23 protein-coding genes are annotated in these 23,515 nt (G+C 72.2%); 11 read left to right on the forward strand and 12 right to left on the reverse strand.

Translation table 11 applies throughout. From position 1 onward, the window contains the following. Positions 1-103 precede the first annotated feature (103 nt). The 3 genes from R6Y94_RS15235 to R6Y94_RS15245 all read right to left on the reverse strand — a co-directional run bounded on the left by R6Y94_RS15235 (position 104) and on the right by R6Y94_RS15245 (position 3,717). Complete coding sequence (locus R6Y94_RS15235; RefSeq protein WP_318396503.1) at positions 104-1,936, reverse strand: Hsp70 family protein; 1,833 nt, start codon at positions 1,934-1,936, stop codon at positions 104-106. Between the two features lie 29 nt (positions 1,937-1,965). Further along, complete coding sequence (locus R6Y94_RS15240; RefSeq protein ID WP_318396504.1) at positions 1,966-2,817, reverse strand: SAM-dependent methyltransferase; 852 nt, start codon at positions 2,815-2,817, stop codon at positions 1,966-1,968. Between the two features lie 96 nt (positions 2,818-2,913). Continuing rightward, positions 2,914-3,717 (reverse strand): hypothetical protein, encoded by an 804-nt coding sequence (locus R6Y94_RS15245; RefSeq protein ID WP_318396505.1) that lies wholly within the window; start codon positions 3,715-3,717, stop codon positions 2,914-2,916. A 397-nt stretch (positions 3,718-4,114) separates the two neighbouring features. Between R6Y94_RS15245 and R6Y94_RS15250 the strand changes: the two genes are divergently transcribed. From R6Y94_RS15250 to R6Y94_RS15260, 3 genes are read left to right on the forward strand one after another with little or no spacing between them, the layout of a single operon-like run. Continuing rightward, positions 4,115-4,576: a (2Fe-2S)-binding protein gene (locus R6Y94_RS15250; protein WP_318396685.1), complete on the forward strand. Its 462-nt coding sequence runs from the start codon at positions 4,115-4,117 to the stop codon at positions 4,574-4,576. Further along, positions 4,573-5,544, forward strand: a complete 972-nt coding sequence (locus R6Y94_RS15255; RefSeq protein ID WP_318396506.1) for a xanthine dehydrogenase family protein subunit M — start codon at positions 4,573-4,575, stop codon at positions 5,542-5,544. Before R6Y94_RS15250 ends, R6Y94_RS15255 begins: the two co-directional genes overlap by 4 nt. 1 nt (position 5,545) lies before the next feature. After that, positions 5,546-7,762 (forward strand): xanthine dehydrogenase family protein molybdopterin-binding subunit, encoded by a 2,217-nt coding sequence (locus R6Y94_RS15260; RefSeq protein WP_318396507.1) that lies wholly within the window; start codon positions 5,546-5,548, stop codon positions 7,760-7,762. On the opposite strand, the gene R6Y94_RS15265 is transcribed toward R6Y94_RS15260, so the two are convergent. Further along, the gene (locus R6Y94_RS15265) at positions 7,730-9,067 is read right to left on the reverse strand and encodes a hypothetical protein (RefSeq protein ID WP_318396508.1); all 1,338 of its coding nucleotides are present in this window, start codon (positions 9,065-9,067) and stop codon (positions 7,730-7,732) included. The two genes, R6Y94_RS15260 and R6Y94_RS15265, sit on opposite strands and share 33 nt — an antisense overlap. 58 nt (positions 9,068-9,125) lie before the next feature. Here R6Y94_RS15265 and R6Y94_RS15270 point away from each other — a divergent pair, with 58 nt between their 5' ends. Continuing rightward, a complete protein-coding gene (locus R6Y94_RS15270; protein WP_318396509.1) occupies positions 9,126-9,476 on the forward strand; it encodes an MmcQ/YjbR family DNA-binding protein in 351 nt (116 codons plus the stop codon). A 183-nt stretch (positions 9,477-9,659) separates the two neighbouring features. Here the strand turns inward: R6Y94_RS15270 and R6Y94_RS15275 are convergent, their stop codons facing one another. Continuing rightward, positions 9,660-11,147, reverse strand: a complete 1,488-nt coding sequence (locus R6Y94_RS15275; protein ID WP_318396510.1) for an MFS transporter — start codon at positions 11,145-11,147, stop codon at positions 9,660-9,662. Between the two features lie 346 nt (positions 11,148-11,493). On the opposite strand from R6Y94_RS15275, the gene R6Y94_RS15280 reads away from it, so the two are divergent. Beyond that, entirely contained in the window at positions 11,494-12,084 is a 591-nt protein-coding gene (locus tag R6Y94_RS15280; RefSeq protein WP_318396511.1) for a helix-turn-helix domain-containing protein, read from the forward strand. A 245-nt stretch (positions 12,085-12,329) separates the two neighbouring features. Here the strand turns inward: R6Y94_RS15280 and R6Y94_RS15285 are convergent, their stop codons facing one another. The 5 genes from R6Y94_RS15285 to fabG form a co-directional block, all read right to left on the reverse strand. Then, the gene (locus tag R6Y94_RS15285; RefSeq protein ID WP_318396512.1) at positions 12,330-12,908 is read right to left on the reverse strand and encodes a TetR/AcrR family transcriptional regulator; all 579 of its coding nucleotides are present in this window, start codon (positions 12,906-12,908) and stop codon (positions 12,330-12,332) included. A 121-nt stretch (positions 12,909-13,029) separates the two neighbouring features. Beyond that, positions 13,030-13,356: a multidrug efflux SMR transporter gene (locus R6Y94_RS15290; RefSeq protein WP_318396513.1), complete on the reverse strand. Its 327-nt coding sequence runs from the start codon at positions 13,354-13,356 to the stop codon at positions 13,030-13,032. Between the two features lie 72 nt (positions 13,357-13,428). Continuing rightward, positions 13,429-13,899, reverse strand: a complete 471-nt coding sequence (locus tag R6Y94_RS15295; RefSeq protein WP_318396514.1) for a MaoC family dehydratase — start codon at positions 13,897-13,899, stop codon at positions 13,429-13,431. After that, positions 13,896-15,068 carry an acyl-CoA dehydrogenase family protein gene (locus R6Y94_RS15300; protein WP_318396515.1) on the reverse strand — a complete coding sequence of 391 codons (1,173 nt, stop codon included), beginning with the start codon at positions 15,066-15,068 and terminating at the stop codon, positions 13,896-13,898. The genes R6Y94_RS15295 and R6Y94_RS15300 overlap by 4 nt, the downstream gene beginning before the upstream one ends. Positions 15,069-15,088: 20 nt before the next feature. Beyond that, entirely contained in the window at positions 15,089-15,847 is a 759-nt protein-coding gene (gene fabG / locus R6Y94_RS15305) for a 3-oxoacyl-ACP reductase FabG (protein WP_318396516.1), read from the reverse strand. Between the two features lie 363 nt (positions 15,848-16,210). Between fabG and R6Y94_RS15310 the strand changes: the two genes are divergently transcribed. Further along, entirely contained in the window at positions 16,211-16,864 is a 654-nt protein-coding gene (locus R6Y94_RS15310; RefSeq protein ID WP_318396517.1) for a TetR/AcrR family transcriptional regulator C-terminal domain-containing protein, read from the forward strand. An 85-nt stretch (positions 16,865-16,949) separates the two neighbouring features. On the opposite strand, the gene R6Y94_RS15315 is transcribed toward R6Y94_RS15310, so the two are convergent. Together R6Y94_RS15315 and R6Y94_RS15320 are read right to left on the reverse strand one after the other, a co-directional pair. Then, positions 16,950-17,696, reverse strand: a complete 747-nt coding sequence (locus R6Y94_RS15315; RefSeq protein ID WP_318396518.1) for a GH25 family lysozyme — start codon at positions 17,694-17,696, stop codon at positions 16,950-16,952. A 93-nt stretch (positions 17,697-17,789) separates the two neighbouring features. After that, positions 17,790-18,179 (reverse strand): hypothetical protein, encoded by a 390-nt coding sequence (locus R6Y94_RS15320; protein ID WP_412102768.1) that lies wholly within the window; start codon positions 18,177-18,179, stop codon positions 17,790-17,792. Positions 18,180-18,638: 459 nt separating this feature from the next. On the opposite strand from R6Y94_RS15320, the gene R6Y94_RS15325 reads away from it, so the two are divergent. The 5 genes from R6Y94_RS15325 (at position 18,639) to R6Y94_RS15345 (ending at position 23,515) form a co-directional block, all read left to right on the forward strand. Further along, on the forward strand, positions 18,639-19,505 hold the full coding sequence (locus R6Y94_RS15325; RefSeq protein ID WP_318396519.1) for a helix-turn-helix transcriptional regulator: 867 nt from the start codon (positions 18,639-18,641) through the stop codon (positions 19,503-19,505). Beyond that, a complete protein-coding gene (locus tag R6Y94_RS15330; RefSeq protein WP_318396520.1) occupies positions 19,505-19,726 on the forward strand; it encodes a DUF397 domain-containing protein in 222 nt (73 codons plus the stop codon). The genes R6Y94_RS15325 and R6Y94_RS15330 overlap by 1 nt, the downstream gene beginning before the upstream one ends. 120 nt (positions 19,727-19,846) lie before the next feature. Beyond that, positions 19,847-20,716: an RNA polymerase sigma-70 factor gene (locus R6Y94_RS15335; protein WP_318396521.1), complete on the forward strand. Its 870-nt coding sequence runs from the start codon at positions 19,847-19,849 to the stop codon at positions 20,714-20,716. 79 nt (positions 20,717-20,795) lie between these two features. Continuing rightward, positions 20,796-21,929, forward strand: a complete 1,134-nt coding sequence (locus R6Y94_RS15340; RefSeq protein ID WP_318396522.1) for an NAD(P)/FAD-dependent oxidoreductase — start codon at positions 20,796-20,798, stop codon at positions 21,927-21,929. 338 nt (positions 21,930-22,267) lie between these two features. Next, entirely contained in the window at positions 22,268-23,515 is a 1,248-nt protein-coding gene (locus tag R6Y94_RS15345; protein ID WP_318396523.1) for an epoxide hydrolase family protein, read from the forward strand.

Below are 23,515 nucleotides of genomic sequence, written 5' to 3' on the forward strand. Positions count from 1 at the left end.
ACCGGCTGATCGGCCCCGGGCCGGTGGTGGGTGCCCCGGGTTACCACCACCGGCCCGGCCCTCCGGCGGGCACGCCGTCCGGCCGAACGGCGGGGAGACGCCGTCAGGCGCGGTCGCGCCAGATTTCCCGCAGCGGCTCGATCCCGGCCGCCGGGTCCAGGTTGAGCACCGCGGCCCCGAGCCGGTAGGTGTAGCGGTCGGTGGGCTCCCAGTAGATGCCGGGCCGGTCGCCGGCAGCCCTGAACTCCACGTACGCCTGCAGCGGCCCGCTGCCGGCCTGGTGGCTCACCTCGCCGGAGAGTTCGACCACTCCGCTGTACCGGTCGATAACGCCGTCGGGGATCTGGGTGCGGTGGTCGTCCGGCGAGCGGTTCGGCAGCCCACGGGGGGCACCGGAGTTGTAGAAGTATCCGGTCCAGTCGCTGCCCTGACACCGTACGACGGCTCTGAAGTTGTCGTCCGGCATCTCCAGCCCGGTCTCGTCCCGGTGCCGCGTCGCGTCGCCCGACCGCTCGCACCTGTCGGCCGCGGCGATGAATCTCCCCGCGAACTCGCGCAGGTCGCTGTCATCGCCGAAGGCCCGGCCGGGGGAACCGGTTTGCCACCAGGTCACACCGCCGACGGCGGCCAGCGCCAGCACGGCCACCGCCACCGCCCCGGCCACCACGGCACGACGGCGCCGCCGGGGCACGGTACGGCCGGCGGCACCCCACGGCGGCACGGACGCGCCCGGCGGCGGGCCCGGCACCGGCGCGGACGCCCCGGGCAGCGGGGCGAGCACGCGGGGCGGAGTCGCGGAGCCGGCGCGGGGATTCGGTACCACGGCGTGGCCTGCGACGCCGACCGACTCCCCGGTCGCCATCGCCGGCAGATGCAGCCCGCCCTCGGCCACCACGAACTCGGGCTGCTCGATCGCGACCGGCGCCATCGCCGAATGCTGGTGCAGCAGCGTCGCCACCAGTGGGATCCGGGTCGATCCACCGACCAGGAAGACGGCGGAGACCCGCTCCCGGTGATCCCGGTGGTAGTTGTCCAGGGTCTGCACGGCCAACCGGACCGCCCGGGTCAGCACCGGTCGGGCCGCCTGCTCGAACTCCTCCCGGGTGACGTGCACGTCCCGGTTGAGGATGGGGAGGTGCACCGAGGCCGTCGGCTGGCGGGAGAGCATCTCCTTGGCCGCCTTGGCGTCGTCCCAGAAGAGCCGGAAGTCGCGGAGGTCCTCCGGTCCGGCCGGAACGGTCAGCCGGCGCCAGCGTTCCGGATCGCTCGCCGCCACGGCCGCGCCGATCCGCTCCACCACGATCGCGTCGAGGTCCACCCCGCCGAACGCGTCCATGCCGTCGGTCGCCACCGTCTCGAAGGAGCCGGGCGTCCGGCGTACGACGCTCACGTCGAAGGTGCCGGCGCCCAGGTCGAAGACCATGATGGCCCGGCCCGGCGCGAGTTGCCGCCCGAGCACCCGGACGAAGTACGCGGCGGCGGCGGACGCCTCGTCCACCAGCCCGACCCGGGGCAGCCCGGCGAGGGCGGCCGCCGAGTGCAGCACCTGTCGTCGGGCCGGTCCCCAGGTCGCGGGGTGGGTGATCGTCACCGTTGACGGCGCCTGCCCGGCCGCGCGGACCGCCTCGGCGTAGACCCGCCGCACCCCGGCCGCGACCAGCTCGGCGATCGGGTACGCCCGCGCGCCGAGCAGCAGTTCACCCGCGTCGACCATCCGCTTCGGATTCGGTTCGTAGCGGGCCGGGTCGACCCGCGCGCTGCGCTCGGCGTCCCGCCCGACGAGTATCCGGCCGTCGGGTGTGGCGAAGACGGCGGAGGAGAGCAGCGGCGAGCCGTCGAACACCAACGGCCGGACCCGGCCGTCCGGCCACCGCAGCATCCCGACCGTGTGTGAGGTCCCGTAGTCGACCGAAAGCGCGAAGCGGAGGCCCGTCACGGCACCGGAGTCTACGAGACGCGGCAGGCTCAGGGCCGGCGCAGCACGCCACCGTACTCGTAGAACCGGGTCTCCTCCGCGCCCCTGCCCAGGTACGGCCGGAGCGCCTCGTCGACCGGCGCGAGCGGCGGCTGGGTCGGGTCGGGACGCCAGGTCTTGACGTCGACCAGCCCCGGCTCGACCGGCTCGAAGTCGCGGACGAACTCCGCCACCTCCTCGACCATGCGGTTCTTCCAGGTGATGCCCATCTTCTTCACCATCGCGTTGCCGGCGTCCACTCCGGCCCGGTCGGTGCCGGCGAGCTGCGAGTAGCCCAGGTAGCTGTCCGGGGCCATCGCCTCGCGCATCACCGCGAGCAGATGGCGGACCTTGTCGTCATCGACGATGGAGTGGGTGACCGAGAGCAGCAGCACCGCGACCGGCCGGGAAAAGTCGATCATCTTGCGGACGTCGGAGTCGGCGAGGATCCGCTCCGGCTCGGTGACGTCGGCGGCGATCACCCGGGTCGTCTCGTCGTCGGCCAGCAGGGCGCGCCCGTGCGCCAGCACGATCGGGTCGACGTCGACGTAGACCACCCGGGCCCCGGGCTGGAACTGCTGCGCCACCTGGTGCACGTTCGCCTGGGTCGGCAGCCCGCTGCCCAGGTCGAGGAACTGCCTGATGCCCAGGTCCCGGACGAGGAACCGGACCGCCCGGTAGAGGAAGAGCCGGTTCTCCCGGGTCACGTCCAGGCTGGACGGGTACTGCGAGTTGACGAACTGCACGGCTGCCCGGTCCGCCGGGAAGTTGTCCTTGCCGCCGAGGGAATAGTCGTACATCCGGGCCGAGGTCGGGACGTCGATCGGAAAGGCGGGGTAGCCTCCGTCGTTTGGCGCGGTCACGAGATCAGCTCCGTACGGATCGAGGGGGACGGATTACCAGCGTAGCGGCTCCGTCGACCCTCCCTTTGCGAGCGTTGGCCCGAGCGCGTGTCGCGCTCAGCGGCCGCAGCCCACCCGGTGCCCGGCGAGGGCGATGTCGTCGATCCAGAGGTCGAAGTGGTCCGGGGTGGGGCCGCCCTGGTAGAGCTGCCAGCCGATCTTCACCGTGTCGGCGCGGGGCAGGACGAAGTCGACCGGGTTGCCGCCGTGCTCGGTGGTGCTGACCGTCATCTCGGGCTGGGCGACGCCGTCGATCCAGACCGCGACCCGGTTGTCGGTGGCGTCCCACTGCCACTCGAAGCACTGCCACCGGTCCTCCACGGTGGGCGCGGACTCCCGCCAGTTCGTCCAGTCACCGGTCGGGCCGCCGTCGGCGCCGACGCCCCAGTACGACCCGCCCAGCGGTGGCGCCCACTGGCCACCGATCGGCCGGACCACCTCGGCGCTGCCCGGGCCGGTCGCCTCGACCAGGGTGAAGTGGGCCCAGTCGGGGGCGGTCGGGAAGGCGTCCACCTTCAACCGGATCCGGCCGTAGAAGCTGTTGCCCGGCGCGGCGAAGTCGTCCACCTTGAGGAAGGCCCGGCCGTTGCCCTCGGTGTGCACCCGCAGCACCTTGTCGTGCCGCTGCCGCTCGACCGTCAGGATCCCGTCCTTGGTGTCGATGCCCCAGGCCAGCGAGGCGGCACCGCCGGTGGGCAGCCGTTCGAAGTCCTCGCAGAACAGCAGCGTGCGGGGACCGCAGCCACCGGGCCGGCCACCGGGTCCGGCCTGCCCGCCGCCGGCCTGTGCGGCGCCGCCGCTGGCGAGTACCGCGGCGGCGGTGAGGAGGATGAGGGGAAACCGTTTCGTCAGCCCGACCATGGCGCAAGAGCATGACAGATATCGATGGATGGCGCCACCCGGGTACACCCGGCGTCCTGCCGACTCCATCGACATTGACGATCATCTTTGGTTTACTGGAGGGCCCCGGCCGTGGTCCGGTGCCCCACCGCACCGCGCGTACGCGTACGTGTACGCGCCCCGCACCGGCCGGCGGCACGTCCGGAGGTGTGTTATGAGCAGTGGGTCCGGATCGGACTCGCCCCCCGTCGACGTCCTATCCTCCGGGGTGTCCCGGCGCGGTGTGCTGCACCGGACGGCGGTCGCCTCGGCCGGGCTGGCCGTCGGCGCGGCAGCCGGGCCGGCGGTCGACACCGGGCTGGCGGAGCCGGCCGGCGCGGCACCGGCACCGGAGACGGGCGGCGCGGCGACCGTCGAGATAACGGTGGCGGTCAACGGCCGCACCGAGCGGCTGCGGATCGACTCCCGGGTCACCCTGCTGGACGCGCTGCGCGAGCGGCTCGGGCTGACCGGTTCCAAGAAGGGCTGTGACCGGGGCCAGTGCGGCGCCTGCACGGTGCACGTCGACGGTCGACGGGTGCTCTCCTGCCTGACCCTGGCGGCGGCCACCGCCGGGCGCCGGGTCACCACCGTGGAAGGACTGGCCGACGGCGACCGGCTGCACCCGGTGCAGCAGGCGTTCATCGACTGCGACGCCTTCCAGTGCGGGTTCTGCACCTCCGGGCAGATCATGTCGGCGGTGGCCCTGCTCGACGAGGGGCACACCGGCTCGGACGACGAGATCCGCGAGCAGATGTCCGGCAACATCTGCCGCTGCGGGGCGTACGAGAACATCGTGGCCGCCGTCCGGACGGCCCGGCGGAGCGGGGCGGACCGATGAGGCCCTTCGACTACCGCACCGCGCAGAGCGTGTCGCAGGCCGTCGCCGGCGGCGGAGCCGGCACGGCCTACCTGGCCGGCGGGACCACGCTGGTGGACCTGATGAAGCTGGAGGTGATGACCCCCCGCCAGGTGGTGGACATCAACCGGCTGCCGCTGCGCGGCGTCTCGGCCGACCACGAGGGGCTGCACGTCGGTGCGTTGGAACGGATGGGCGACGTCGCCGGGCACCCACTGGTGGCCGGCGGATATCCGGTGATCGCCCAGGCCCTGCTGCACAGCGCCTCGCCGCAGTTGCGCAACATGGCGAGCATCGGCGGCAACCTGTTGCAACGGGTCCGCTGCGGCTACTTCCGGGACACCACCACCGGCTGCAACAAGCGCCGGCCCGGCTCCGGCTGCCCGGCGGTCGACGGCGAGAACCGCGGCCACGCCATCCTCGGCACCAGCGACTCCTGCGTCGCCACCCACCCCAGCGACCTGGCCGTCGCCCTGGTCGCGCTGGACGCGCGGATCCGGCTGGTCGGCCGGGGCGGGACCCGGGACGTCCGGCTCGCCGACTTCTACCTGCTGCCCGGGGACACCCCGGACCGGGAGCACGACCTGCGCCCGGGCGAACTGGTCACCCGGGTCACCGTGCCGCCGCTGCCCTGGGCCACCCGGTCGGCGTACCTGAAGATCCGGGACCGGCAGTCGTACGAGTTCGCCCTCGCCTCGGCGGCGGTGGCGCTGGACCTGCGCGGTGGCCTGATCCGGGACGCACGGGTGGCGGTGGGCGGGGTCGGTACCCGGCCCTGGCGGCTGCCGGCGGTGGAGGACGCGCTGCGCGGCAAGGCTCCCCGGCCGGAGGTGTTCGAGGCAGCCGCCGCCCTGGCGGTCGAGGCGGCCCGACCGCTGGCGCACAACCGGTTCAAGACAACGCTGGTCCGGCGCACCATCGTGCGCGCCCTGACGAACCTGGTGGGTTGAGATGAGCGGCGCTGCACGAACGGTCTCGGTCAACCGGGTCGACGGCCGGCTCAAGGTCACCGGTGCGGCCCGGTACGCCGCCGACCAGCCCGTCGAGCGGCTCGCGCACGGCTACCTGCTGCTCAGTACGGTCGCCCGGGGCACCATCCGGGCGATGGACGTCGCCGCCGCCGAAGCCTCCCCCGGCGTACTGGCGGTCTACACGCCGTTCCGCTCGCTGGCGCTGCTCGGCAGCGGCACGCCGTTCAGCGTCGGACACAGTTGGCTGCCGTTGCAGGACACCGAGGTGCGCTATCACGGCCAGGCGATCGGGCTGGTGCTGGCGGAGACGTTCGAACAGGCCCGGGACGCCGCCGCGCTGGTCCGGGCCGACTACGAGGTCCGGCCGGCGGCGGTCTCCTTCACCGACGGCATCCCGGGGGCCACCGATCCCGGCCCGATGATGGGCGAGCCCGCCCGGCTGGAGTTCCTGGCCGACGGGGTCGGCTCGATCGACGACGCGCTGGCGGCCAGCGAGGTGACCGTCTCCGGCACCTACCAGCAGCCGGGCAAGCACCACAGCGCGATGGAGCCGCATGCCTGCGTCGCCGCCTGGCAGGACGGGGCGCTGACCCTCTACACCGGCACCCAGAGCGCCTCGCTGACCGTCGGCGCGATGGCGGCGGCGCTCGGCGTCGAGGCGGCGAAGGTGCGGGTGGTCAGCCCGCACGTCGGGGGCGGCTTCGGCAACAAGATCGCCACCTGGGCGCATCCGCTGCTCGCCGCCGCTGCCGCGCGTACGCTGGGCCGGCCGGTCAAGGTGGTGCTGACCCGGGAGCAGACCTTCACCATCACCGGAAACCGTTCCGCCGTACGCCAGACGGTGCGGCTGGGCGCCCGCCGGGACGGCACCCTGGTCGCGGTCAAGCACCAGGTCTGGGCCAGCCAGTCCGCCTCGGGCGGCATCTTCGAGAGTTCGGCGCACACCACCTCGCGCTACCTCTACAAGACCGAGAACCTGCACCTGGAGCAGAAGATCGTCACGCTGGACGTGCCGCCGCCGACCTGGATGCGGGCGCCCGGCCAGGAGTCCGGCTCGTTCGCCCTGGAGAGCGCGCTGGACGAACTCGCCGCCGAACTGCGGCTGGACCCGGTCGAGCTGCGGCTGCGCAACTACGCCACGGTCTATCCGGGGCGGAACGTACCGTGGTCCAGCAAGCACCTGGACGAGTGCTACCGGGTCGGCGCCCAGCGGTTCGGCTGGGCCCGCCGCAACCCGACCCCCGGTGCCGTGGTGCAGGGCGACTGGCTGGTCGGGATGGGGATGGCCACCGCCAACTATCCCGGCGAGCGGTTCCCGGCCTCGGTGAAGGTGCGCTTCCTGCCGGACGGCGACGTGTCGGTCTCCAGCGCCACCGCCGACCTCGGCACCGGGATGTGGACGGTGCTGGCCGTACTCGGCGCGGAGGCGCTCGGCCTGCCGGTCGCCCGGATCCGCAGCGACCTCGGCGACTCCACCCTGGCCGCCAACATCGGCGCGTTCGGCTCGGGCGCCACCGCGAGTACCGGTCCGGCGGTGGCCGCCGCAGCCGAGGCCGCGATCACCGCCCTGATCACACTGGCGGTGACCGACGAGCGGTCGCCGCTTGCCGGGGTGCCCGCCGCCGACGTCCGGTACGACCGGGGCGACCTCGTGTCCCCGGACCGGCGGATCGGCTTTCCGGAGCTGCTGCGGGCGGTCTCCTCGGCCGGCGTCGAGGCGACCGGCACCGCGGCACCCGGCCCGGAGCACGGGCAGCACGCCTTCACCTCGTTCGGCGCGCACTTCTGTGAGGTCCGGGTCAACCGCTGGACCGGCGAGCCCCGGCTGAGCCGGATGACCACGGTGATCGACGGCGGGGCGATCATCAACGCCAAGACCGCCCGCAGCCAGATCATCGGCGGTGTCGTCTTCGGCATCGGCCAGGCGCTGCTGGAGGGCGCCGCCGTCGAGCCGGAGACCGGCCGGATCGCCAACGGCAACTTCGCCGACTACCTGCTGCCGGTGAACGCCGACATCCCCCCGATCGACGTGCACTTTCTCGACCACCCGGACCTGCTGTTCAACCCGCTGGGCGCGCGCGGCATCGGCGAACTCGGCACGGTCGGGGTCGCCGCCGCGATCGGCAACGCCGTCCACAACGCCACCGGGCGGCGGATCCGCGAGCTACCGATCACCCTGGACAAGCTGCTCGACTGAGGACGGCGCCTCGACCGAGGGCGGCCTGCCGTCCGGCGACGGTGCCGGTCGGCGCCGCCGCCGGACGAGCAGCACCGGCAGCCAGGGAGCGGCGCCGAGCAGCACCAGCAGGGTGAGCAGCGGCAGCCGCCACCAGCCGGAGGTCTGCGCCGGCAGCCCGGCGGGCGGCTCCGCCACCCACGGCCGGGCCGTCTTGGACCAGGCCAGGAAGGCGTCGCCGATCGGCATCGCGCCGAAGGCGTACCGCTTGGACCACGGGGTCTCCAGGGGTACCCCGGCCAGCTCGCCGTAGTTCGCCAGCGCGCCGGCCAGCGCGGTGTCGCCCTGGACCTGCGCCGCGCCCAGCGCCACCACGGTCGCCGAGAGGCTGACCCCGAGCAGCAGCGGGCCGGAGTCGACGTCACCCGGGCCGGAGGTGCCGGCCGGATATTCCCGGACGGCCGGGCCGAGCCCGAGCGGCGTGGCCACGAACCGGTCCCGGAAGCCGAGGTACTGCTCGCGGGCGAAGCCCGGGTCCACGTCGACCAGGAAGCGCAGGATCATGCTCTGCGAGGTGGCCCGGGCACCCTCGGCCGGTGTCCCGGTCGCCGGGTCGACCCGGTGCGGCAGCAGCCCGGTGGCCGGGTCGAGCCGTTGGCGTGCCCCGGCCAGCCACCGGTCGACGGTACCGCCGAACCGGGCGGGCAGCAGGGTGTCGTGCAGCCGCAGCGAGGCGACCGCCACGGTGGAGTCGACCGGCCAGGCCTGCTCCGGGTACGCCGGCAGGTAGGGCGACGCCGACGCGTCGAAGGCCGCACCGAGCGCGACGGAGTCGTCGGTGAACCGGGCCAGCTCGGCCGCATCCCGTGACGTGCCGGGTTGCAGGCTCAGCACCCCGCCGCGCAGCCAGTTGGACCAGCCCCGGTAGAAGACGCCGTACGACGGGGTGAGGTCGGGGCTGAACGGCGCGCGGCCGGCCGGTGAGTCGAGGCGGTCCAGTGCCCAGCGGGCCTCCCGCAGGGCGGTGCCCCGCTCGGCCTCGGGCTGGCGCAGGCCGAGTTCGACCCAGCTCAGCCCGTAGAGGGTGTGCAGGAAGAAGTAGCCCTCGGGGAAGAGTTGCTGTGCCGCCTCCCCGGCGCCGCCGGTCAGCTCGGCGCGGAGGAAGGCGAGCTGGTGGCGTACTCCGGGCGGGTCGGCGGTGGGACCGGCGGTGGCCGGCACGACCAGCCGGGCCGCCCCGGTCGCCGCGCCGGCCGTGACCACGACGGCGAGCAGGAGGTACGACCAGCGCAGCACCCGGCGCGCTGTCGTCGATCTTCCGAACACCCCGCCGAGGGTAGGTCGTCTGTCAAGATGGGACGACCGATCCGCAGGGAGGACGCTGGTGACCTGGGCCGAGATGCTCGCCTACTGCCTGGCCAAGCCGGGCGCCTGGCAGGACGAGCCATGGGAGGGCGACGTGGTGGTCAAGGTGGGGCCGAAGATCTTCGCCTTCCTCGGCCAGGAGTCGCGGTCCAGCGTCGGCGTGAAATGCGGCCCGAACCGGGACGTGGCCGACGAGTGGCTGCACCGGTTTCCGGAGGACGCCTCGGTGATGGCCTACATCGGACGGTCCGGCTGGAACACCCTGCGGCTCGGCGCCGGAATCCCCGACGACGAGCTGCGGGAGGCGGTCGACGCCTCCTATTCCGCGGTCGTCGCCAAGCTGCCGAAACGCGACCGCCCGACGTCCTGACGACCCGACGACCCGACGTCCTGATGTCCTGATGTCCGTCCCACGGACCTGACGACCGTCCCACGGGCCTGACGACCGCCCGACGGCCCCGACCGCCAGCGGGAGACCGTCGGGCGGGCCGATCCGGGTCAGCCGGTGGCGGGCGCGGGCAGTGCCGGCCCGGCGACCCCGGCGGGCACCGGGTCAGCCGTTCGCGGGCGCCGGCAGCGCCGGCCCGGCTATCCCAGCGGGGACCGAGCTGTCGGCCCGGACCGGCTGGTCGGGTTCGGGCCGACGGAGTTCGCGCACCGCCCGGCGCCCCGAGGGCACCAGCAGCGCCGCCACCATCGCGGCCAGGGAGAGCACGGTCAGCATCGCGAAGCCGTGCGTGAAGCCGGCCTCCCGGGGCAGCCCGCTCGGCTGCGGGTTGGCGGTGACGACGCTGCTCATCACCGCCGCACCGATCGCGCCGCCGATGGTGCGGATGTTGGCGTTCATCCCGGTCGCGGCCCCGGTCTGGCTGGCCGGGACGTTCCGGACCACCAGGTTGGTCATCGAGGAGAAGGCCAGGCCGATGCCGAGGCCGAAGAGCCCGGCGGCGAACCCGATCTGCCAGCGCGCGTCGTGGGCGAACACCAGGCAGGCGCCGGAGAGCGTACTGAGCGCGGTGCCGGTGGCGAGCTGGGCCCTGGCACTGAACCTCGGCTCCAGCCGCCCGCTGACCAGCCCGGCCACGAACATGGTGACCAGCATCGGCAGCATCAGCAGGCCGGCGGTGGTGATGCTGGCGCCGAAGCCGTAGCCGGCGCTCGTCGGCGCCTGCACGAACTGCGGCAGGAAGGCGTAGATGGCGAACATGGCCGCGCCGTAGAGCAGCGCCACGAGGTTGGTCGTCCAGACGCCGGGGTGGCGCATCATCCGCATGTCGATCAGCGGGTTGGCCGAGCGGCTCTCCACCACGATCCAGCCGACCAGGCCGGCGAGGCCCAGGGCCAGCAGGCCGAGTACCCGGCCGGAGCCCCAGCCCCAGGCAGGGGCCTTGCTCACCCCGAGCAGCAGCGCGACCAGCCAGCCTGCCAGGAGTACGGTGCCGGGCCAGTTGATCTGCCCGGCGGTCCGGACCGGAGACCGGGGCACGAACAGGTACGCCGCCAGCGCGGTCGCCGAGACGACGATCAGCGGAATCCAGAACAGCCAGCGGTAGTCGAGCGCGCTGACGATCGGTCCGGCCGTCACCACGCCGAGTCCGCCGCCGACGGCGATGATCGCCGACATCGCGCCGATCGCCGAGGACATCCGGCTGGCCGGGAACTCGTCCCGGATGATCCCGAACGAGAGCGGGAAGACGGCGCCGCCGACGCCCTGCACGACCCGGGCCAGCAGCAGTACGCCGATGTTCGGGGCGAGCGCGGCCACCAGCGAGCCGGCGGCGATGGCGACCAGCGAGGCGACCAGCATGCGTTCCTTGCCGACCATGTCGCCGATCCGGCCCAGGATCGGCGTGAAGATCGACGCCGACAGCAGGTACGCGGTCAGTACCCAGGTGACAGTGTTCGGCGAGGTGTGCAGGTCGTGCTGGATCGTCGGCAGTACCGGACTGATCAGCGACTGCAACATCGCGAAGGAGCCGGCACCGGCGGCGAGGACGGCGAAGGTCGCCCGCCGGGAGGTGGGACGGATGAACCGGGTCACGGATGGATCTCCAAAGTGTTGGTGCTGCGGGGTCCGGGCGGGGCCTCGCCGGCCGGGCTTGGCCGATCGGGGGCACTCCGGCCGGTACTCGTTGCGGTCGGCCCGGATGGTCCGGTCCCGGCCGTCCGCGTCGGGCGAACGGGCCGGAGGAGTGTCCACGGCGGTCACTGTTGCCTCGGTTCGGCCCGGGCTGCGCACGTCGTTCCGGTCGATCGCGCTGCTGGGCCCACCCGAGGTACGGTATGCGGAGGCACGACTCCGGTATTCCGAGTTCCGGAGGGGTGCCTCCGCATAAACGTAGCGGAGGGATGCCTCCGCTTGCAACCGGAACGGGGTGACGCGTGCCATGACCAGCTCCGGTTCGGCGTCCGCAAACCTCGCCCGCCGTCCCAAGCGCGCGGATGCGCGGCGGAACTACGAGGCTCTGGTCTCGGCCGCCCAGGAGGTGTTCGCCGAGCACGGCGCGGCCGGCTCGCTGGAGGAGGTGGCCCGGCGGGCGGGAGTCGGCATCGGCACCCTCTACCGGCACTTCCCCACCCGGCGCGACCTCTTCGAGAGCCTCTACCTGGACGAGGTCGAAGCACTCGGCCGCACCGCCGCCGAACTGGCCGACCAGCCTCCCTGGGAGGCACTCGCCGGCTGGCTGCGCCGGTTCGTCGAATACACGGTGACAAAACGGGCGCTCGCCGAGGAACTGTCCCACGACTCGGAGTTCTTCCGGAACTGCCGGGTCGAGATCTACACCGCCGGCGAGCCGCTACTGGCCCGGGCCCAAGCCGCCGGGGTCGCCCGGGCGGACGTGAGCTTCGACGACACGGTGCGGCTGCTCAGCGGAATCACCAAGGTCCAGTACGCCGACCCGGGGCAGTTGGACCGGGTACTCGGGATCGCCCTCGACGGCCTGCGCGCCCCCGGACCCAGCACCCCGGGCCAATAGCCGGCTGCCGGGCCGTCCCGGACTGCGTGCGCGGGCCGCCCAAGATCCTTGGCAAGTTAAGGTGCGCAGCGAACAGTGCGCAGCGAACCACAGTTCGCCAAGAATCTTGACAGGCCGGGTGCCGGGGCGGGGCCGGGGGACGGCGTCCGCACAGCCGGGCGGGTGTGAACGAATCGGAGGCAGCCTGCGACCGCCGGTCGCAGGCGGTCCGGCCGACAGCCGGCCGACCGGCTCTGGACAACAGGTCAGGATCGCGAGTTGGCGAGGCGGCGGATCGCGGTGGTCAGGGCCGGGCTGTCGAGGTCGATGCCGGTGACCAGGGCCTGGAGCATCGCCCCGTCGAGCAGCGCGACGACCGCCCGAGCCGCCTCCGGGCCGAGCCTCGGTTCGAGCAGGTCACGGAAGCCGTGCAGCCATGCCTCGGCGAGCGGGCGAAGCGTGGGATCGCGGGCGGCCGCGAGGTAGAGGTCGTACTCCAGCCGGACCCGCCGCCGGTCGGTCAGGTACTCCTCGACCAGCCGGACCAGTGCGCTCGGAAGATCCTCGGCGGTGTCGAGCCGGCCGGCCCAGGAGCGCAGCTCCGCGCGGAGCGCCTCGGTGGCCAGGGCCAGACCGGCCGCGACCAGGTCGTCCAGGGTCGGGAAGTAGTAGGTGGTGGCGCCCAGCGGCAAGCCGGCCCGGGCCGCGACGGCCCGATGGGTGGTCCGCGCGATGCCCAGCTCGGCGATCACCTCGATAGCGGCGGCGGCCAGCGCCGCCCGGCGCGCCTCCGGGTCGCGGCTGCGCTGAGGGCGACGGCCGGGCGATGCGCCACTCCCACCCACGCCGGACCCGGAAGTGGCCGTCGGGTCCTGCGACCTCGACCGCCGGCCGGTCAATGTGCCACTCCGACCCACGCCCGACCCGGAAGTGGCCTCGGGTCCGGCGACCTCGACCGCCGGCCGGTCAATGTGCCACTCCCCCACCCACGTTGAGCACCACGACTCCGGCGACGATGAGGCCGATCCCGGCGATCTTGGTCAGAGTGACCGGCTCGCCGAGGAAGGTGGCGCCGATCGCGACGATCGCCGCCGTGCCCAGCCCGGACCAGATGGCGTAGGCGACGCCGACCGGCACCTGCCAGACCGCCTGGGAGAGCGCCGCGAACGAGACGAGGTAGCCGGCGAGGCAGGCAACCGTCGGCCAGAGCCGGGTGAACCCATGGGTGGCCTTGAGCGTACTGGTGGCGAAGACCTCGGCACCGATCGCCGCGAACAGGAACAGGTACGCCACCACGACACCCTCCGATCGGTCTTGTACAGAAGTACTAGTACGACTGTACAAGACCGATCGGAGGCGTGCGGATCAGCCCGGCTCCTCCTCGGCGTAGAGCCGGGTGACGGTCTCGGCGACGCAGCACGGCTTGCCGCCCCTCTCCGGCTCGACGGTGACCCGGGTGACCACCTGCACCCCACCACCGGGCACCGGATCGACCTGGAGCAGCTCGGCGCTGACCCGGACCGCCTCACCGGTACGCAGCGGCGCGGGGAAGCGCACCCGGTTCAGCCCGTAGTTGATCCCCATCCGGATCCCCTCGACCCGGTAGAGGTCGCGTACCAGCACCGGCAGCAGGGAGAGGGTGAGGAAGCCGTGCGCGACCGTGCTGCCGTACGGGCCGGCGGCCGCGCGCTCCGGGTCGACGTGGATCCACTGGTGGTCGCCGGTCGCGTCGGCGAACGCGTTCACCCGGTCCTGCTCGATCCGGTGCCACGGGCCGGGTCCGAGCTGCTCACCGACCGCTCCGGCGAGTTCCGTCAGCGAGGCGAAAGTCCTCATCCCAGGTGCCCTCCGAGCTTGGTGTAACCGCGGAGCAGGTCCCGCGAGATGATCAGTCGTTGCATCTCGTCCGTGCCCTCGAAGATGCGCAGCAGCCGGACCTGCCGGTACCAGCGCTCGATCGGCAGCTCCCGGGTGTAGCCCATGCCGCCGTGGATCTGCATCACCCGGTCGACCACCCGGTTGACCATGCCCGCGCCGTAGAGCTTCGCCATCGAGGCGGCGTGCCGGGGATCGCGTCCGGTGTCGACCGTCCAGGCGGCCCGGAGCACCAGCCAGCGGGCCGCCTCCAGCTCGGTCTCCGAGTCCGCGATCATCCACTGGATCGCCTGGTTGGCGCCGATCGGCCTGCCGAAGGTCTGCCGGGTGTTGGCGTACTCGATCGCCATCCCCAGCGCGCGTTCGGCGATGCCCAGCGCGTGCGACGGGATGATGTAGCGCCCCTTGCCGATCCACCGCATGCCGAGGGTGAAGCCCTGGCCCAGTTCGCCGAGGATGTTGCGGTGCGGCACGCGTACGTCGTCGAAGACCAGCGACGCCGGCCCGCCCTCCCCCATCGTCTGGATGGGTTCGGACCTCCAGCCCATCGCCCGGTCCACCAGGAACGCGGTCGCACCGCCGTCGTGCACCCCGCGGTCCGGGTCGGTCACCGCGACGACGATGGCGAAGTCCGCATCGTTGCCGTTGGTGATGAAGGTCTTCTCCCCGTTCAGCACCCAGTCGTCGCCGTCGCGCCGGGCCCGCAGCCGGATGTTGGCCACGTCCGAACCGGCGCCCGGTTCGGTAATGGCGAAGCAGGAGATCCGGTCACCCTCGATGGTCGGGATCAGGAACTCCTCGCGCTGCGCCGCGTCGGCCTCGAAGAGGATGTTGTCCGCCTCGCCACCGAACCGGAACGGTACGAAGCTGCGCCCGATCTCGGTCCAGATCAGCGACTGGGTGACGGCGGGCAGGGCCATCCCGCCGTACTCCTGGAGGGTGTCCAGCCCCCAGAAGCCGAACGCCTTCGCCTTGAGCTGGAGTTCCCGCAACTCGTCACGGCGCAGCCCGGGCTGGTGGGCCCGTTCCCGGCGCAGCACCTCCGGCTCCAGCGGCGTCACCTCGTTGCGGATGAAGGCCCGGGCGGTGTCCCGGATCGCCCGCTCCTCGTCACCGAGCGAGAAGTCCATGGTGTCGTCCTCCCCTCGGGTTAGCGCGCACCACCGTTGACGTAGAGCGTCTGGCCGCTGACATAGGAGGCGTCGTCGCTGGCCAGGAACGCGATCACCGCCGCGACCTCCTCGGGCTGGCCGACCCGGCGCAGCGGCGTCTGCTCCGCCGCGTACTTCTGGTGCTCGGCCGGGGTGGCACCGACCCGCTCCGCGGTGGCCGCGGTCATCGCGGTGGCGATGTACCCCGGCGCGACGGCGTTGACGTTGATGTTGAAAGGGCCGAGTTCGATCGCGAGGGTGGCGGTGAGCCCCTGCACCCCGGCCTTGGCCGCCGCGTAGTTGACCTGGCCCCGGTTGCCGAGCGCGGAGCGGCTGCTGAGGTTGACGATCCTGCCGTACGACGCCTTCACCATGTGCCGCTGTGCCGCCTGACAGCAGTGGAACATGCTGGTCAGGTTGGTGGTGATCACCGCGTCCCACTCGTCGACCGGCATCTTGAACAGCAGGTTGTCCCGGGTGATCCCGGCGTTGTTCACCAGCACGTCGAGCCGGCCGTACGCCGCGACGACCTCGTCGAAGGTGGCCGACACCGCCGCGCCGTCGGTGACGTCACAGCCGTACCCGGTGGCCTTTCCGCCGGCCTGGACGATCTCGTCGGCGGTCTGCCGCGCCCGCTCGACGGCCAGGTCGACGACGGCCACGGTGGCTCCCTCGGCGGCCAACCGCCGCGCGGTGGCCGCCCCGATCCCCTGGGCGGCACCGGTGACGACGGCGACCCGGTCGGCGAATCTGCCCACGTTGCACTCCTCGCTGGTGGATTCGGGTGACCTGGAGGGGCGTCTTCGCGCGAAGCGCCGCCCTTCCGGCACCGGGCCGGCGGTGTCCCGGCCGTTGCCCGCTAAACTAGCGCTGGAAGTTTTTCCGCGCCAGTCCCCGACCGTCCGGGCCGGACCGCGCCAGTCCCCGACCGTCCACGCCAGTCCCGACCGGCCCGGACGCCGGGCCGGACCAGTCCGGCCCGCCAGCAGACCGGAGACACCGGCCGGTCCGGCCCGCCAGCAGACCAGAGACACCGACCCGGCCCGGCAGCAGACCAGAAACACCGGACGGGTCCGGCCCGCGAAACGGATCCGGGCATCGAGAAGGAGGGCGAACCGAGGATGCCGCGACCCCGCCAGGCCCTGTTGAGCCGGCAGCGGATCGTCGACGCCGCCGCCGCGCTCATCGACGCCGAGGGGCTGGAGGCACTCTCCACCCGCCGCCTGGCGACCGAACTCGGCGTACGCGGACCCTCGCTCTACAACCACTTCGCCACCAAGGACGAGATCCTCGACGCGGTAGCCGATTCGATCACGGCGAAGGTGGACGTCTCCTACTTCGCCACGCACGACTGGCGGGACGCACTGCGGCTGTGGGGGCACTCCTACCGGCAGGCGCTGGCCGCGCACAGCAACATCGTGCCTTACCTCGCCCAGGGGCCGGGGCGGCGTCCGGCGGCGCTGGCCATGGCGGACGCGGTCTACGGCGGGCTGGTCAGGGCGGGCTGGCCGCCGGCCCGGGCCACCCACGTCGGCGCGCTGATGCGCTATTTCGTCGCCGGTTCGGCGCTCGGCTCGTTCGCCCGGGGCTTCGTCGAGGACCCGCAGCTCTACGCCGCGCGCTATCCGCATCTCGGCCAGGCACACCGGCTCGCGGAGCACCAGCAGAGCGTGGACGAGGGCGCCTTCGCGCTCGGCCTGGACGCGCTGATCGACGGGCTGGCCCGGACCTACGAGCGGATCGTCGGCCCGCTGCCACCACTGCCGGAGAGCTGACCGGTGCCCCGCCGCCGCAGAGCTGACCGGTGGTCCCCGGCGCGGCCGGGGGTGTGCCGCGCCGGGGACACCGATCCGGTACGCCTCAGGCGGTGTTGTTGGCCAGAGCCAGCAGCCGGTCCCGGGCGCCGTTGAACCAGTCCCGGTCCACCGCGCCGGAGATCCCCGGCACGCTGCCGGTCGAGGTGTACTGCCACATGGTGTAGAAGCCCCAGCCGGCCGGCAGGGCGCCCGGCGCGCTCGCCCAGCGGGCGATCCACAGCGGACTGGTGCTGGCGAAGCCGGAGTAGTTGCCGGTGCAGCTGCTCCACCAGCTCGTGGTGGTGTAGATGACGGCGTGCCGGCCGGTACGCGCCCGGTAGGTGTTCAGGAAGTCGCGGATCCAGGCCACCATCCCGCTCTGGGACAGGCCGTGGCAGCCCGCCTCCAGGTCGAGTGCCCCGGGCAGGGTGAGGTTGTCGCGCGACCAGGCTCCGCCGTTGCTGGCGAAGTAGTTCGCCTGGGCGGCGCCGCTGGACGCGGCCGGGCGGGCGAAGTGGTAGGCCCCCCGGATCACTCCGGCGCCGTGCGCGGCCGGGTAGTTGGTGTTGAACCGCGAGTCCTTGAAGGTCGTGCCCTCGGTGGCCTTGATGTAGGCCCACTGGATGCCGGCGTTGCGCACGCTGGTCCAGTTGATCGCACCCTGGTAGTGCGACACGTCGATGCCGGGCGTGGTCGCCGCCTGGGCGGGGGCGGCGGTGACCGCGAGCGTGGCGGCGACCAGCGCGGCCACGGTGAACACGGAGCTGAGCAGGTGTCTCGGGCGGGTGGCCCGGCTTCCGGAGTTGCTCATCGATCCTCCCGATGGGGGTGTGGAGGGTATCGACGCCCATGTTTGGAGATATCTGTCTATGATCACAAGTGGTTACGAAGTTAATTTTCGCCATCAGTCCGGAGACTCTTCGGCACAGCGTCCGTCGTGGCCGGCCCGCAGCGCGCAGCGCCGGCCACCGGGCACCAGGAGGTCGCAGCAGACCCGATGGCGTACGTGCGGCGCGTCCTCCGCGCAGACCGTGGCCTCCCCCGCGTCGATCTGCGGCAGGAAGCCGAGCGACCGGGCGAGCGCGTACGCCAGGTCGACCGCCCCGGCCAGGTCGGCGCTGGTCGCGGGGAGGTGGATGAGATAGCGGGGTGCGGTTGCGTCCGGCCCGCCGGGCGCCGGTACCCCGTCCCGGGACAGCGACTCGAAGACCCGGTCGGCGATCTGGTTCGGTGGCCTCCGGCGCTTCCCCGGAACCGGGCCGCCGATCGTTCTCAATAGGCGTACTGGACTCACGCTGATTCCTCTCCGGAGAACTGTTCGGGCATTGGAAGGGGCGACCCGGTCCGATTGCCGAGCGGGCCGGGTCGCCCCACCCTGACACCGCAGCCTTTCCGGCGGGTACGGCACCAGGGCTGCCGAGGCGTGGGACGGTCGATTGAGTAATGCACGGGGTCGCGCCCCGCCACCTTTCCGTGATAGGTATTCGACAAGTCGGTTCGGAGCCGGGATCGAGACCCGATCCCGACGCTCTAGTGGAGACCCGACGAGGTCCGGTAGTGCGGCTGCCACCCGCGACGCCCGCCCTCGTCACCTTCTCGGCTGTTGGCCCAGCCGCGGTTGCCGTGCTTGCACCGGGTTTCCCGGGGGTCGGTGATCACCCTTCACCCGGAGACCACGTTTCCAGCGGCTCCGGGCTTGGTGCAAGAGACACCAATTCCCTGGCTGCGGCCAATCGCGTCCGAAAGGTGGATCATGCCGGCGAGAAACGAATCCTTCGTGCAGACGTTGCGCGCCCAGTGGCTCGGGCAGCAGATGCGCCAGTTGCGGGAGCAGCGCGGTTACACGTTGAAACGGGCCGCCGAGTTCCTGGAGCGCGAGTTCTCTTCGGTCGCCCGCTGGGAACGGGCCGAGTGGCCCTTCCGGCGCGGCGTCGTCGTCTCACTGCTCGACCTCTACGGTGAGCACGATCCGCGTACCCGGGCGCACTTCATCCAGCTCGCCGAGGATGCCTGGCGGACCGACCGGTGGGACGACGACTACGACGAGATCGTCGACTCGTCCTTCATCGACTTCCCCTGGCTGGAGACCCGGGCGGAGCAGATCTGCTCGTTCGACGCGATGCTGATGCCGGGACTGATGCAGACCCCGGAGTACGCCGAGGCGGTGATCCGCAACGCCGAGGGGAAGCGGGCGACGCCGTTCTCGGTGGCCAAGTGGATGCAGTTGCGGCTGGACCGGCAGCGGGTGCTGGAGCCCGACTTCGGGGTCACCGTCTCGGCGGTACTCGACGAGAGCGTGCTACGCCGCCCGGTCGGCGGCCCGGCGCTGATGCGCGGCCAACTGAAGCACCTCGGCGAGTTGTTGCGCCGGCCCAATGTGGACGTCCGGGTCCTCCGCGCCACCGTCGGCCTACACCCCGGCCTCGACGGCTCGTTCGTCCTGTTCAGAATGCCGAAGCCCTACCCCGAGGTGGCCTACGCCGAGACGCTCGGTGGCCGGCTCTTCATGGAAGCGCCGAAGTCCAAGCGCTACGCGGAGGCGTACGCTCAATTGCAGCAGATGGCGCTCGACCCGAGCGGGTCGGCGAGGCTGATCGCGACGATCGCGGAGGAGTTGTGATGAGCGAGTCCCTGCCGGCGGTTGCCTGGCACATCAGCACGAAGAGCAACAGCAACGGCGGAAGCTGTGTCGAGGCCGGCCCGCTGCTGGACGGCTCCGGCCGGGTCGCCGTACGGCACAGCAAGGCACCGGACGCGGCCGTGATCGTCTACACCCGCGAGGAATGGGACGCCTTCCTGGCCGGCGCCAAGGACGGCGAATTCGACTTCCCACCCGGCTGATCCCGATCCCGCACGGGCATGCAGCGGTCAAGCCCGGGATCGCGACTGCGCTGAGCCGGTGCCCGCGCTCGGCGCCACGGCACCGGCCAGGTGTGGGTTCCGTGAAGATATGTTGTGGGCGTGACCCAGGAGCGGCTGGAGCGGTTCGAGGCCAACCGCCGGCGCCTGTTCGGGGTGGCCTACCGGCTGCTCGGTGAGGCGTCCGAGGCCGAGGACGTGGTGCAGGACGCCTACCTGCGCTGGGAGCGTAGCGACGCCGTGGTCTCGCCCGAGGCGTGGCTGACCAAGGTGGTCACCAACCTGTGTCTGGACCGGCTCACCTCGGCGCGGGCGCAGCGGGAGCGTTACGTCGGGCCGTGGCTGCCCGAGCCGGTCGGCACCGGCGGCGCGCTCGACCCGCTGGAGACTGTCGAGCAGCGGGAGTCGCTGTCGCTGGGCATGCTGGTGCTGCTGGAGCGGCTCACCCCGCCGGAGCGGGCGGTGTTCGTACTGCGTGAGGCGTTCGGTCACAGCCACCGCGAAATCGCGGAGATCCTGGAGGCGAACGAGCCGCACGTACGGCAGTTGTACCGGCGGGCACAGCAGCATGTCGCCGAAGCGCGCAAGCGGTTCACCGTCCCGCCCGCGCAGGCCCGGAAGCTCCTGGAGCAGTTCCTCGCGGCCGCCCTGGGCGGCGACGTGCCGGCGTTGGAGCGGATGCTGGCCGAGGACGTGGTCGCCTGGGCCGACGGCGGCGGCAAGGCGCCGGCGATGCGGCGCCCGCTGGCCGGCCGGGCGGAGGTCCTGCGCTACCTGCTGATCCTGGGCGGTTACGCGCAGCGGATCCGCATGACGCCGGACGTGGTGAACGGGGAACCCGCCCTCGTGCTGTACCTGGACGGCCAACTGGCCGGGGTCACCGTCCCCGAGTTCGACGGCGACCGCATCGTCGCCCTCCGCACCATCACCAACCCGGACAAGCTGGCCTTCTTCGCGAGGCAGAACATCTGATCGTCCCTCTGGGCGCGTTGTCACGGATCGCCACCGTCTCCCGTTCAACCCGTGTCGAACGACCGAGGGAGAACGTTTCATGACAACGACACCGCGCATCGCGGTCCTGGGTGCCGGCTACACCGGCGTGATGGCCGCCAAGCTGCTCGCCAAGCGCACCGGCGCGACCGTCACGGTGGTCAACAACCGCGACCGGTTCGTGGAGCGGATGCGCAACCACCAGCTCGCCACGGGCCAGCAGGTGCGCCACATACCACTGCACGAGCTGTTCAAGGGCACCGGCATCCGGCTGATCGTCGACCGGGTCACCCGCATCGACACCGAGGGGCGGCAGGTGGAGCTGGCCGGCGGCACCGAACCGGTCGGCTACGACCTGCTGGTGTACGCGCTGGGCAGCCACGCCGACCTGGACGCCGTACCCGGCGCGGCCGAGCACGCCGTCGCGGTCGCCGTCGCCGAGCAGGCCGAGCGGCTGCGCGACCAGATGCGTACCGCCGGCACGGTCGCCGTGGTCGGCGCCGGGCCGACCGGTCTGGAGACGGCCACCGAGCTTTCCGAGACCTACCCGGACCGGACGGTGCGGCTGGTCACCGGCGGAGCGCTCGGCGAGGCGCTGTCCGCGCGCGGCCGGGAGTACCTGCACCGCGCCCTCGACCGGCTCGGCATCCAGGTGTCGGAGCACGCCAGTGTCGCCAAGGTCGGCGCGGAGGGCCTGCTGCTGGAGGACGGCCGGCAGGTCGCCGCCGACACGGTGGCGTGGACCGCCGGCTTCACGGTGCCGGAGCTGGCCCGCAAGGCCGGATTGGCCGTGGACGACCACGGACGCATGCTGGTGGACGGTACCCTGCGCTCGCAGTCGCACCCGGAGGTCTACGGCATCGGGGACGCCGCCGCCGCGCACACCCGGGACGGGCAGGTGCTGCGGATGGGCTGCGGGCCCGGTGGGCTGGCGGCGGCCTGCGCGGTCCACGCGATCACCGGCCGCCTGGCCGGGCGTACTCCCGAGCCGCTGCGGGTCAAGGCCGACGCCCTGTGCATCAGCCTCGGCCGGCGGGACGGCCTCCTCCAGCCCACCGACCTCGACGGCAGTCCGCGCGGGAAGGTGCGCACCGGCCGCCCGGTGGCGCTGCTCAAGAGGGCCGTCCTGCACACCACCGGGTCCTACAACCTCCGCTACCCTTCCCTGGCCCTGGCCGCTGCCAGGCAGGGCTGACGCTCCCGCCCCGGATCCGTCGACCGCTCGACGGATCCGGGGCAGGACGTGATTCCCGCAGCCGCGTAGGGAGCCGCCGCAGCAAATGCGTCAGGCGCCGGGCCCCTGTCGGAAGGCCGTGCGGGATTGCGCGTATGGCTCCGGACACGGAGAAAGGCGTCCTACGCTCTGGACAGATGAGGCCGGGTACCCCCGGCTGGCCTAGCACAAGCCCGGGCGGCGCCTCACCGAAGATGGCCCTCGGACGGCAGGAACCGGGGCGTGCCATTTGTCTGCGGTAGGCGGGCACAGACCACCCGCTCGCCCTCAAGGGCGTGCAAGGCAGAAGGGAGGCCCGCATGGCCGTCAAGACGGACGCGCGAACGGGCGTCGCAGAAGTGCGGCCATTCAAGATCGAGGTCTCCGAGGCGGACCTTGAGGATCTGCGCGCGCGCATCAGAGCCACGCGCTGGCCGAACAGGGAGACCGTCGACGATGACTCACAGGGCGTGCCGCTCGCGCTCATGCAGGACCTCGCTCGCTACTGGGCGAACGACTACGACTGGCGAAAATGCGAGGCGCGGCTGAAGGCCCTCCCCCACTTCGTCACCGAGATCGACGGTCTGGGCATCCACTTCATCCACGTTCGCTCGAAGCACGAGGACGCGCTCCCGCTGGTCGTCTGCCACGGCTGGCCCGGGTCGATTGTCGAACAGCTGAAGATCATCGGCCCGCTCACGGATCCGACGGCGCACGGCGCGAGCGCGTCGGATGCCTTCCACGTCGTGATCCCGTCGATGCCCGGATACGGGTTCTCCGGCCAGCCGACCACGACCGGCTGGGATCCAGTGCACATCGGGAAGGCCTACGTCGAGCTGATGAGGCGTCTCGGGTACACACGGTTCGTCGCGCAGGGCGGCGACTGGGGAGCGATCGTCGTCGACGCGATGGCCGGCGGCCGAGCCGACCCGGCGGCCGCCGAGCCGGCGCCACCGGAGCTGATCGGCATTCACACCAACATGCCCGGCGCGGTTCCGCCGGACCTCTTCCTTTCGGCCTTTGCCGGCAGCCCGGCACCGGACGGTCTCTCCGACGAGGAGCGGAGCACGTACGAGCAACTGCTCACGTTCTTCGGGGCGCACGTGGCGTACGGGCTGATCATGGGGACGCGTCCGCAGACGCTCTACGGCCTGGCGGACTCACCCATCGATCTCGCAGCGTTCATGCTCGACCACGGCGACGGGAGCAGTCAGCCCGGCCTGGTTCAGCAGGTACTCGAAGGACGTCTGCAGAAGCCGAGCGACCTCACGCGCGACGACATCCTGGACAACATCACGCTCTTCTGGCTGACCAACACCGGGGTGTCCTCGGCGCGGCTGTACTGGGAGAACAAACTCCCCTTCTTCGCTACCAAGGGCGTGACGATCCCGGTCGGCGTGAGCATCTTCCCCGACGAGATCTACCGGGTTCCGCGAAGCTGGGCGGAGCGGGCCTACCCCAACCTCGTCCACTACCAGCGGCACGACCGGGGAGGGCACTTCGCGGCCTGGGAGCAGCCGCAGCTGCTCTCGGAAGACATCCGCGCGACGTTCCGATCGCTGCGCTAG

The organism is Plantactinospora sp. KLBMP9567 (assembly GCF_033446045.1).
Lineage (GTDB): Bacteria > Actinomycetota > Actinomycetes > Mycobacteriales > Micromonosporaceae > Plantactinospora.